We start from the raw sequence: 9,726 nt of genomic DNA, 5'->3' as shown, positions 1-9,726 counted from the left end.
CCCTGGGGCGGCAGGTGGCCACGTGTGAACTGGTGAGAAACGGTCCCGCATTTTTTGGGATGCGGGACAGGTAGAACGCCACGAAGGGGGCTCGGCATGGCCGAACCCCCTCACGTCACCGGATCACGCGTCGGGCAGGTCGCGCAGGTTGTTCCTCGTCGTGTTGTCTGAGTCGGTCCGAAGGTACTTACCCTTCGGATCCGGCACGACGCGGATCTCCGTGCGCCCGGCGGTCTTCCACGGCACGTGGTACGTGTGCAGTCGATTCTCGATGTCGGAGATCGCCTGAGCCTTCGACACGGGTGACCACGAGCTGCCCCGGTCGGCGAGCGACGTGATGTCGCCGTCGCGGTCCTTGCCGGACTGCCGTACGGCACGGTCTGCCATGAGATGTTCCTATCTGGATGAGCATCGCGTGGGCCGAAGACCCTCGGTTGGTCCCCTCGTGTCGGTGTTAAGGTCGAAGAACCGGCCTGTGAACTGGTGGAACGACCCCGTACCGCTCGGCTTCCCTGACGGGTGCGGGGTCGTGCTACGTTCCGCCGCTAATTCTACAGGTGGGGTACGACATGTAACCAGTCCACATCGTGTAGGCCCCACATGTTGTGGTTTCGTCGCGAGACGTGCGTCCGGTGGAAGAGGGAGGGCGTCGCCGGTCGGCGGTCGGTGGTCGGCGGTCGAACTTGACCGGGCGTCGACAGATCAGGTGCTCACGGACTCTGGCCTGAGCTGGCGGATGGTCCGCGGGAGCACGAGCCCGCCGGCGAGGATCACGGCCGCCGACGTCGCGCACGCAGCCGCCCACGGCACGGCGTCGTAGAGGATCCCAGCGGCAAGGCTGCCGAGGGCGGCTGCGAGGAGCGTGGTGGCCTCGTAGAGGCCCAGCGCCCGCCCCACGCGTGCGGGGCCGGACGCCTCGGTGAGGGCGGCCTGCTCGATCGGGAGAATCGCGGCCAGCGCGAGCGCGGACAGGATCCAGAGGACGGCGATCGTCACGGGATCCCGAGCGACCGCGAGCCCGCCGGCGAACGCGGCGCCGGCGATGGCCGCGGACACGAGGACGGGCGTCCGGCCGAACCGGACCGTGAGCCGGTGCAGGTGGGGCGGGGCGACCGCGAGGGCGATCCGCCCGGAGCGACACCCACGCGATGGCGAGCGGCCCGAGGCCGAGCTCACGCTGCAGGTGCAGCACCAAGAGCAGCCCGATCGCGGCCTCCGCGGTCCCCGATGACCGTCACCACGGCCAGGAGCGGCGCAGTCGGCCGACGAGCTCGCGCACGACGGCGCCGTCGACGCCGGACGGGCGGCGCCGCTCGAGCGGCGCCGCCCGTCGCTCCCGCGCGTCGACGCCCGGCGCCGGCTCAATGCGAGGAGCACGCCAGCGACGATCGCGCACGCCGAGGCCGCGACGAAGGTCGGCGCGTAGCCGGCGGCAGCGAGGAGGGCCGATCGCCGGCGCGAGGACGACCCACGACCCCAGCTCCTCGGCCGACATGAGCCGGGAGAACGCGCGCGGATCCACCAGGTGGCGGACACCAGCGGTCGCGCGCAGCGCAACCCACAGGAACGCCCCACCCACCCGGGAGACGAGCACGCCTGCGAGGACGACGGGGAAGGTGCCGGCGGCGGCGATGAGCGCGTAGCCGGCGCCGAGGACGAGCGCGGCCGTCGCGGCGATCCTGGTGCGGTCGTACCGGTCCGCGGCGATGCCGCCGAGCGGGCGGAGCAGGAACGACGTCGCGAGGCCGCGGGCCAGCAGCGCACCGGTCTGCGTGGCCGTGAGGCCGAGCACGGCGCCGGCGAACAGGGGCAGGGCGAAGTCCACGACCTGGCCGGCGCCGCTCGCGAGCGTGACGCTCGACAAGAACCTCCGGAGAACAGCGGCTCGGAGTGCTGCATGGTGGTCGCGCGGGTCGTCATGCTCGGGCACTGTACCGCCGCCGTGGCGATGATGTCGGCGCGAACTCGTACGCTCGTCGACGAGCGCGGCCGGGACACTCCCACTCGATCAAATCGACGAAGGAGAGCACCCGGTGAACAAGGTCCGCAGCAGCATCGCCGGCCTGGTGCGCGACGTCGGCGCCCACCCCTGGGCGCACCTCGAAGCCGGCTACTGGCGGATCCAGGTCGAGGACCGGCCCGTGCTCGGGTACGTGATGCGGGCCCGGGCGGAGCTCGGTGACCCGTTCACGTTCGAGGTCTACGCCGACGCCCGCAACGAGCTCGGCCAGCGGATCTGGCTCCGGCGTGAGGAGTCGCTGAACTCGGCGGCCGCGTGGATGATCCAGAACAGCGACCGCCTCATCGCGTTCGCGGCACGGCACGCGGCCGCACCCGCGGCCGCCGACGTCGCGAGCTTCGCGAGCCCGGTGACGTCGGCGCCGATCGTCTACCCGACGGGTACGAGGTGGTCGATCTGCACGGCCGCGCTCGTCGTCTCCCGCGGGGTGAAGTCGATGCTGCGGCCCGTGTAGGCGTCGGCCAGGTGCCTCATGGCCACGGTGCAGCCATCTCCCTCTCGACGTGAACGCCTCGTCTCGAGGAGGCATGTGCAGGAATCGCCCTGACGCTTCTTCTTCCGACTAGCTTGTGCGCGAACCTCGCCGATTCCCAGAGGTCTCGTTAGTAGAAACACAGTAATTTATGACGGGGAGAATGATGAAACATTTTAAGGTCTTGACGTCCGCCGCAGTCATGGGCGCTATAGCACTCGCACTCATGGCTCCAAGCGCGGCTAACGCGCGAACTTCGCCGGAGCGGAGTTCCGTACCTGTGGTCGTTGGCACGGAGGTGTGGGGCAAATGGAGCGGCCAAGACTGCACAGTTGGAGTCGTACTTCAGAAATCTGGCCTGTGGGCCGCGTTGTCTCCCAGAGAGCGGGGCGCTAGGTGTACTGAGTCATGACGTTGGTGACACTCGGGCCGCGGGCGTCAGCCCGTGGCTCGAGTGGATTCGTTCAGTGTTGTAGTGCTGGATCCACGGATCAAGGGCGTCGGTTTCTGGCTTGGTTGCTGGTGAAGGGTTGCCGGTAGGCCCACTCGGTCGCGAGGGTGCGGTTGAAGCGTTCGACCTTGCCGTTCTGCCAGGGGCAGTGCGGGCGGATGAACTTCTGCCTCGCACCGAGCTGCGTGACCGCGTTCTGGAACGCGGCCGAGTGCCGGTAGGCGAACGCGTTGTCCGTCAGGACCCGTTCGATGCGGGTGATGCCGTGCTCGGCGAAGTACGCCGCGGCCCGGGTCAGGAACCCTGCCGCGGTCACGCCCTTCTCGTCCGGGTGGATCTCCGCGTAGGCGAGGCGGGTGTGGTCATCGACCACGGCGTGGACGTAATCGAACCCGATCCCACGACCACGAACCTGTTCGCTGCGGCCATGCGCCCGCCAGCCGCCGCCGTCCGGGATCCGGCCGAGCTTCTTCACGTCGACGTGGATCAGGTCGCCGGGATGCTCATGCTCGTACCGGTTTGCCGTCGACCGGGATGCCCGGATCACGGCCCCGGTGACGGGGTCCAACCATGCCAACGGCGGTGCCCCGTGCCGCCGCAGGACGCGGGAGATCGTGCGGGCTGGAACACCGGTCACCGGCGCCAACCGGGCAGGACCTGATCGCAATCGGGTCCTCGCTTCCACGACGGCTCGTTCTCGTTCCGGGCTCGTCCTCGTCGGCACCCGTCTCGGCCTCGAGGACCGGTCCGACAAGCCTTCGAAACCCTCGGACCGGAACCGATTCACCCACCGATGCGCGCACTGACGCGACACACCGAGTTCGCGCGCGACATGCGAGACCGGCCGACGATCCTCGACCACCCGCCGCACGAGGAGAACCCTCCCGTGAACCGTCAGACGAGCATTAGCGTGGGACATCGAGGCCTCCTGGCAGTGGCAGAACTAGACAGCTCCATCAAGCCAGGAGGCCTCCTCACACGCCCCGAAGTGTCACCAACGTCATGGCCGGGTACAGCTAGGTACTTGGTCATAGCAAAACACTGCGTTCGACGCACCACCGAGCCCATCGAGGTCCGAACGGCGAACGGCACAGACGTCGAAGTAGGAAGCGTAGTCGCGCTGGCAGACCCCGACGACCTCGCCCTGGTCCGGATTGAGGGGTCGCCGCACGGGGCGCGGACCTGCTCTGCCACGTCCGGACACGTCATCTGCACGCCCTCGACGGTTTACTCCCCGCAAGCCTTCAATCGAGTATTCCTTCCCGGCTTTACTCCAGGGCATGAGACGACCTTGCCCATGACCAGACAGGGCGTGCCGGGCCCGAGAGAGACGTTCTGCACAAGCGGCGCAGTTCCTCGATCCCTCTGCGAATGGACCAGCACAAGTGTACCTCCCGCATGGGTGCAAAACCATGTCTACGCCGCCGCCCGCAGCACAGGCGCTAATCTCCTGAAAGGCGACTCAGGCGGCGCGGTCGTGAGCCGAACGGGTGACTTTTACGGTATCGCAACGGACTCCGGGCTCTATGACTCCGATCATTCCAACATCGACATCATGGGATATACCGACGCCGCCCGTGTGCTCTCCGACTTCCGCGGATACCACATGGCACCAGCAAGCTAAAGGACCCGCATATATCCCGAAATGAGCCGCTGATGCCACGGTAGTAGTGGCTAGTCATGTCGCTGTCGGGTAGGTGCCGAGCGCCTACCCGACAGCGGGTGAGGAGCAGCCGTCGAGGGTGTGGTCGATCGCGGCGCGGTCGGCGTCGTCGATCGTGAGCTCGTACGTGCTCAGCACGTACGCGAAGCGGGTGACGTACAGGCAGTCATCGACGGCGGCCGACGGGAGCCACGTCGCGGGCCCCTGGTCGGACTTGGCCTCGTTGGTGGGGCCGTCGACGGCCTGGAGGTTGTTGAAGTCGGTCGCGAGCTGCTCGCGGCGCTCACCGGTCCAGCCGGCGGCGCCGTGCTGCCACGCCCAGCCGAGCGGCACCAGGTGGTCGATCTGCACGGCCGCGCTCGTCGTCTTCCCGCGGGTGAAGCCGATGCTGCGGCCCGTGTAGACGTCGGCCAGGTGCCCCGTGGCCACGGTGCAGCTGGGATCCGCCTTCGTGAACGTGACCGCCGTGAGGTCGCGGGCCAGGACGTCGTTCCGCTGATCGCACCCGTTGTGGTCGGTGTCGGCCCAGGACGGCCCGTAGGCCGCCCGGTCGTAGGCAGGCGTCCTCGCGTGCGTGTCCGCCGGCAGCTTGTCCACGAGCGCCCGCACCGCGGCCGCGTCGACCACGCCGCCGCGCACGAGGCCGGCCCGAGCGAGGACGTCGCCCACGGCGCCGCTCGCGGCCGCGACGTCGACCCGCTCAGCGGTGGCCGCGGTCGCGACGTCGACCGACTCCTGCGTGAAGCCCAGCCCGGTGCCGTACCAACCGCCGACGACGCCGCACGCGCTCAGGAGCACGGCGGCGACGACGAACAGGCGCCGACTCCGCGGAGTCATTGCGGAGGCTCAGCGGCCGTGCGCTCCCACACGGATACCGGCTCGGGCTCCGGAGCGGGCTCGGGCTCCTTGGCGGGTGCCTTCGGGACGATGCCGAAGCGTTCGGCCTTGAGGACCCGGTTGTACTGGGGCGTGTCGTTCTTCATCCATTTCTCGGTGTGCTCCTTGCCGACGATGATCACCCCGTCTCCCTCGTTGAGCGCGGCCGCGGTGACGCCGACCTCGAACCACGCTTCGACGAGGTGCGTGGTCGGGGTCTCGTCCTCGACCCACTTCCCAGCGCGGTAGGCGCCGGTGTTCTCGATGACGCGGAACCTGGTGACCTTGGTCCTCCCGGCGTCCTGGACGACGGGCGGGGCGGCCAGATGCCCCCAGATGGTGCGCTGAGCCATGATGCGTGTCCCTTCGATGCGGTCGAGCGGTTAGTAGAACTGGCGGGGGTTGGTGACCACGGCGGCACCCTCGGCCACCGGGTCGTAGATCGGCTCAAGCGGTCGGAACGCGGCCACGAGGGCCGGGGCACCGGCGCGCACAGCGATGCCGATGACGACGGAGCTGAGCACGAACACGGCCGACGCGCCGAGCACGCCGGCGTCGTACGTGGAGCCGGCGGCGAGGGCGCCGCCGAGCTTGATCGCGACGAACACGGGCACGGGCAGGAGCACGGCCGCGACGAACAGCGCGACGAACGCACGAGCGAGCTGCTCGAGGCGTGAAGCCCAGGTGGCGCGGAGGTGCATACCGCCGCGGACGCGGGGCTGGTACATGGACATGAGGATCCTTTCAATCGGTGGTCAGTGGGGGCGGTGGAAGTCGTTGCGGTCGCTCCCGAGCTGCTGCACGAGGGCGTCGGCGGTCGTCGGCGGTCTCATTGGAAACGGACGATGCGGACGGTGCGCTGTCGCCAGGCGGCGCGTGGGATGCGGTAGATGATTCCGGGGCCGGTGGTGTCGCTGCCGACGTACATCACCCGGTGTTGGTCGCGGATCCCGGTCGCGGCGCCGGTGGCGCGGACGAGGTAGACGTGCCCTCTCCGGGGCCGCACGTGCCAGAACCAGGCGTCTTGGCGGCGCCCGTCGGGGTGCTCGACGATGGCGCGGCACCCGCGGGCACGGATGTAGGTGACGGCAACCACCCGCACGGCCCAGACGTCGCGGTCGAGCGCGTCGTGGGCGACGGTGCGCCAGACGCCTTGCATGTACGCACGGCGGGCCTTCGGGGCGAAGATGCCCCATCGCACCGGGCCTCGTCGCCACCATCGGAGGACGTTCAACGTGAGGCGGACCACGACGGCCGCGGCGCCGAGCAGGAACACGAGCTCGGGGATCCAGGACAGCGACGACGAGAAGCTCGCGACGACGGCGCTGGCCACGAACGCCGGCACCGCGACGACGGCCGTGCAGCCGGCGATGCGGTGCGTCGTCGCGAGAGCGATCGGGTCGTGGAGGTAGCGGACCAGCCACGCCGGCGTGCGGACGTTCATGGCCGGCGCTACCGGAGCCCGTCGATCACCGCGGCGGTCGCGGCCAGCCATGCCTCCTTGGAGGCGGCGGTGAGGGCGTCGTATTCGATGCCCGCGCCGGCGTCGAGCGCCTTGTCGAACGGGACCGTGACGACCTGTCGGGTGCGCTGCGCCATGTGGTCGTGAAGGCGCTGCTCGAGGTCGGGGTAGTTGATGGGCGAGTTGTGGTTGATGAGGGTGACGGCGTTGGCGAGCTTGTCGCCGAGGCCGGTCGCGTCGAGCTTGTCGGCGAGGGAGGCGATCTTGACGGCCGAGTCCTCCTTGACGAGCGAGGTGAGCACGAGCTGGTCCGCGGACTCGACTGCGGCGCGCCAGGTGCTCGCCTCGGAGTTGTTGCCGGTGTCGACGATGATCAGCCGATAGAAGCGGGTGAGTGCGGTGTAGAGCTTGCGGAACTCATCGGCCTCGATGACGCGGGTGTTGCCGACGGCGTTCTGGGAGGCGAGGACGTCGAACTTGTTGTCGCGCTGCGGTCGAACGAAGTTCACGAGGTCGGCCTGGTGTGCCTGGTCCGTGAAGGTGTCGATGTGGCCGAGGAGGTCGCGGGCCGTGTGGTCGTGGTGGGCCTCGTAGGCGCGGCCGCCGAGGGACCCGTTGTACTCGTTGTTGTCCCACGCGAGGATCGTGCCGCCGCGGACGCGCCCGAGGACGGCGCTGAGCAGGTACGTCGTCGTGGTCTTGCTGACGCCGCCCTTCTCCCCGACAACGACGATGGTCTTGTGGCCGGCGATGCCCCGCTGGACGGAGCTCCGCCACCCGCGGCGGGTGAGCTCCAGCGTTCCGGGCGCGAGCCGGAGCATGCCGAACCCGGCCCGGTTGGCGCCTCCGCGCCACCCCTCGCGTGCGGGTGCGGCCTTCGGGGTGGGCTGGGACTGCACGAAGTCCCGGGCGCTCAACCGCGCTTCGCGTCGGGTTTGGGGTGCCCGCTCGGGCTGCGCCGCCTCGTCGGCGCCGAGCTCGGCCAGGCGCTCGTCGTCGTGGTCGACGTCGAGCACGACGCCGGCGTCCGCCGGCCGGGGCTCGTCCTCGCCGGCGTCCTCCTGCGCGGTCTCGGCGTGTGCGGCGGACGGCGCCGGCTCGTCCGGGACGGGCGAGACGGTGCCGTCGACGTCGACGCGGAGCTGTCCGTGAACTTCTGCCGGCGTCCGCCGAGGTCGCCGCCAGCCGCGCGCCTCTTGGCCACGGAGTCGACGACGCGCTCGCTCTTGATCTCGCGTTCCGCCTGCGCGAGCGCGGCCATCATCGTGAACACCATCGCGCCCATCGTCGTGGACGTGTCGACGTCACCGCCGCCGAGGTTGAGCACCCGGAGACCGACGCCGACCGCCTGGAGCTCGGCCGCGAGCACGAGCATGTTGGACGTCGACCGACCGAGGCGATCGAGCGTCGTCACCACGAGCGTGGCGCCCGCGTGCAGCGCCGCACGCGCGACGTCGAACTGCGGCCGCGACGCACGGGCGCCGGACACCCCGTGATCGACGTACAGATCATCCCGCCGCACGCCGGCCGCGAGCAGATCCACGACCTGCCGGTCCGTGCTCTGCTGCCGGGTCGAGACCCGCGCGTACCCGATGAGCTTCCCCACGACGTCCTACCTGTCCCGCAACCGACGATGAGCACGCCCAGCTAAGCACCCCCTTGCGGGCCATGGTTGCGGGACGCTCGCGGCCGCGGTGTTCCGCGGCGGGCTCTGACCACTCGCGGGACGTCCCACAACCCAAGACATGCGGGACAGCACAGGCCGATTGATGGCACGGGACAGACGACGGGTTGGTGCGCCCTTACGCGGAACGGGGTGGCACGCATACGCGAGCCACCCCTCCCGTTACGACGCTGACGCACGAAAGTCACGATGCGTTGACGGAGACCCCCTCGAGCATCCGGAAGACCGCGCGTCCGTCGCACGCATCAGCCGGCGAAGGTATCGACGTTCTTGTAGATGGCGTGTTCCTCGCTGCCCCAGGGTACGAACCAGGAGATGACGGTGTTTCCCAGGGTCTGGACCGAGCTCGTGTTGCCGACCTGCGTTCCGTTCGGACCGTGCGTTGAGGCGTGATACACGGGCCCTCCCGAAGCTCCGGGCGGGAACTGGCACGGCATGAGGCCGATCCGCCGGGGAGATCCGATGAAGCGGTCACCCTCACCGGAGCAGGTTACGAGGGGGCCGGCGTGAAGCCGGAGACCTGGGAGTAGCCGAACATCTCGTAGTGCAGGCGCGGAGCCGCGAGGGCAAAGTCCACCCGGGGGGCACCGGCGACATCGGACAGATACGTCTTCTTCCCGTCCCACTCTTCTCGGGGCTTCATCTTGATGAAGGCGGTGTCGTGATGAGCATCCATCGACGCATGCCAGGAGGTCGTGACCTGGTAGAAGTCGGCACCCCACGTGAGAAGCGGCTTGTTGGCCCCGTCCCAGGCGGGTATGAAACGCACATTGGTCGCGAACTCGCGGTCGAAGTACAGGCAGTGAGCTGCAGTGGCAACGACGAGCCGCGAGTCGGACTTGACGACGGATCCGGTGCAGGACCCTTCTCGTCCCCCGCGGGTGAAGTACAGCCGCCCGATCCAGTTGACGGGCTTATAGTGCGACAATCCGCTGGACTGGACCAGGCTCGCGTCGTCTCCGGGGCTGTCCGCCGAAGCTGCATCTGCCTTCTGGATGCGTTCGGGCGTCCAGTACGCGGCCGACACAGCGTCATCCTCGTCCGAGAAGCTCTTGCCCGTGACATCATCGGTGTCCGTCGAGGTTCCGGCGAGGCGCT

The 9,726-nt window shown here is 69.1% G+C and carries 11 protein-coding genes and 2 pseudogenes; 1 reads left to right on the top strand and 12 read right to left on the bottom strand.

The features are described 5' to 3' along the window. Positions 1–123 precede the first annotated feature (123 nt). The 5 genes and pseudogenes from B5P21_RS16390 to B5P21_RS16375 form a co-directional block, all read right to left on the bottom strand. Entirely contained in the window at positions 124–387 is a 264-nt protein-coding gene (locus tag B5P21_RS16390) for a DUF3892 domain-containing protein (protein ID WP_045530824.1), read from the bottom strand. 315 nt (positions 388–702) lie between these two features. Then, positions 703–1,176 carry an MFS transporter gene (locus B5P21_RS16695; protein WP_133064218.1) on the bottom strand — a complete coding sequence of 158 codons (474 nt, stop codon included), beginning with the start codon at positions 1,174–1,176 and terminating at the stop codon, positions 703–705. 58 nt (positions 1,177–1,234) lie between these two features. Continuing rightward, positions 1,235–1,864, bottom strand: a complete 630-nt coding sequence (locus tag B5P21_RS16690; RefSeq protein ID WP_165770638.1) for an MFS transporter — start codon at positions 1,862–1,864, stop codon at positions 1,235–1,237. A 528-nt stretch (positions 1,865–2,392) separates the two neighbouring features. After that, a pseudogene (locus B5P21_RS17470) lies at positions 2,393–2,509 on the bottom strand (HNH endonuclease family protein); the annotation flags it as partial. A gap of 389 nt (positions 2,510–2,898) precedes the next feature. After that, positions 2,899–3,862 (bottom strand): annotated as a pseudogene (locus B5P21_RS16375) (IS481-like element IS1122 family transposase). Here B5P21_RS16375 and B5P21_RS17725 point away from each other — a divergent pair. Further along, complete coding sequence (locus B5P21_RS17725) at positions 3,776–4,567, top strand: trypsin-like serine protease (protein WP_108742722.1); 792 nt, start codon at positions 3,776–3,778, stop codon at positions 4,565–4,567. The pseudogene B5P21_RS16375 and the gene B5P21_RS17725 overlap by 87 nt on opposite strands. Before the next feature lie 84 nt (positions 4,568–4,651). On the opposite strand, the gene B5P21_RS16370 is transcribed toward B5P21_RS17725, so the two are convergent. From B5P21_RS16370 to B5P21_RS16340, 7 genes are all read right to left on the bottom strand, one after another. Continuing rightward, positions 4,652–5,443, bottom strand: a complete 792-nt coding sequence (locus B5P21_RS16370) for an HNH endonuclease family protein (protein ID WP_094171491.1) — start codon at positions 5,441–5,443, stop codon at positions 4,652–4,654. Further along, positions 5,440–5,835 carry a single-stranded DNA-binding protein gene (locus tag B5P21_RS16365; RefSeq protein WP_045530820.1) on the bottom strand — a complete coding sequence of 132 codons (396 nt, stop codon included), beginning with the start codon at positions 5,833–5,835 and terminating at the stop codon, positions 5,440–5,442. The genes B5P21_RS16370 and B5P21_RS16365 overlap by 4 nt, the downstream gene beginning before the upstream one ends. A 30-nt stretch (positions 5,836–5,865) precedes the next feature. Next, entirely contained in the window at positions 5,866–6,216 is a 351-nt protein-coding gene (locus B5P21_RS16360) for a hypothetical protein (RefSeq protein WP_045530818.1), read from the bottom strand. 95 nt (positions 6,217–6,311) lie between these two features. Then, the gene (locus B5P21_RS16355; RefSeq protein ID WP_045530816.1) at positions 6,312–6,926 is read right to left on the bottom strand and encodes a hypothetical protein; all 615 of its coding nucleotides are present in this window, start codon (positions 6,924–6,926) and stop codon (positions 6,312–6,314) included. An 8-nt stretch (positions 6,927–6,934) separates the two neighbouring features. Beyond that, the gene (locus B5P21_RS16350; protein ID WP_052663289.1) at positions 6,935–7,960 is read right to left on the bottom strand and encodes a MinD/ParA family ATP-binding protein; all 1,026 of its coding nucleotides are present in this window, start codon (positions 7,958–7,960) and stop codon (positions 6,935–6,937) included. Next, complete coding sequence (locus B5P21_RS16345) at positions 7,858–8,550, bottom strand: recombinase family protein (RefSeq protein ID WP_236688877.1); 693 nt, start codon at positions 8,548–8,550, stop codon at positions 7,858–7,860. Before B5P21_RS16345 ends, B5P21_RS16350 begins: the two co-directional genes overlap by 103 nt. 568 nt (positions 8,551–9,118) lie before the next feature. Continuing rightward, positions 9,119–9,655: a trypsin-like serine peptidase gene (locus tag B5P21_RS16340; protein WP_094171490.1), complete on the bottom strand. Its 537-nt coding sequence runs from the start codon at positions 9,653–9,655 to the stop codon at positions 9,119–9,121. Positions 9,656–9,726 lie beyond the last annotated feature (71 nt).

The sequence above is a fragment of the Clavibacter michiganensis subsp. insidiosus genome (assembly GCF_002240565.1).
GTDB lineage: Bacteria > Actinomycetota > Actinomycetes > Actinomycetales > Microbacteriaceae > Clavibacter > Clavibacter insidiosus.
This window is presented reverse-complemented; position numbering and strand designations above follow the sequence as displayed.